This is a genomic window from Pyrinomonadaceae bacterium (assembly GCA_036277115.1).
In the GTDB taxonomy this organism is placed as follows: domain Bacteria; phylum Acidobacteriota; class Blastocatellia; order Pyrinomonadales; family Pyrinomonadaceae; genus UBA11740.
The window spans coordinates 1-1,034 of record DASUNM010000009.1 but is presented as its reverse complement, the minus strand read 5'-3'; the positions used below and the strand labels follow the sequence as shown (position 1 = coordinate 1,034).

The window sequence follows — 1,034 nt, the reverse complement described above, 5'->3', positions numbered from 1 at the left end:
ACCTCCACATCCCCGCTCACCTCTTCGTCCCAACCCAGCGCCCTCGCGCCCACGTCCACACCCATCCTGCGATACTCCTCCGCCAGCCAGTCTCCCTCACCTTCCACCCTCTTACCTCTCACCAGCACTACCCTCCCCTCGTAGCCCCCTCCTTGGTACTCCCTTATCGCCCTCTGCCTCCTTCGGTACCCCTCCATGAACCTCCCCGCGTACTCCTCGCTCACCTCCTCCGGCACCACCCCTTCCCGCTTCAAGTACTCTAGCTGCTCCCGCTCGCTCATTCCCTTGAACTGCTCCGGCCTCACCCCTGCTCCTGCCTCTCCTCTCGCCCTCATCTGGCTCCTAGCGTACAGCGCCATCAAAAAACCATCCTCCTCCTCATACCCCCCGAGCTTGCTCATCACCGCCGGTGACAGCGTGTCTATCAGCACTACCGCCTCGACCTCATCGCCCTCTCGCCTCATCTGCCTCGCCATCTCGTAGGCGATCACTCCTCCCATTGACCACCCTCCCACTACGTAGGCCCCTCCCTTGTGCACCTTCCTCACCTCTTCGACGTACTCTCGCGCCATTCCCTCTATGCTCTCTTGCAGGCCCGCCGCCGCCTCAAGCCCACCAGCCTCTAGCCCATACACCGGCTGCTCTGGCCCAAGGTGCCTCGCCAGCCCCACGTAGCACATCACCTGCCCTCCTATCGGATGCACTATGTAGAACGGCTCCCTGCCCCCCGCTGGCTGTATCGCCACTAGCCTCCCTACTCGCCCCCTGCCTCGCTCCTGCTCTCTTATCAACCGCGCTAGTCCTCCAACTGTAGGCTCCCTCATCAGAGCCGACAGCTCCAGCTCACTGCCCATCTGCTTGTGAACCCTCGCCATCACCCTCAGCGCGAGGATCGAGTGGCCTCCAAGCTCGAAGAAGTTATCCTCGACACCCACACGCCCTACGCCCAGCACCTGCTCGAATATCGAGGCCACCTCAAGCTCGTAGCCGTCTCGCGGCGCGTGCCACCGGCCCTGCTCGGCTGCCTGCTGGCG

At 63.4% G+C, this 1,034-nt stretch carries 1 protein-coding gene; it reads right to left on the bottom strand.

Features of this window, described 5'->3' with window-relative positions:
- The coding region (locus VFX97_01820; GenBank protein ID HEX5701939.1) for a thioesterase domain-containing protein at positions 1-1,034 on the bottom strand (1,034 nt) is incomplete at both ends.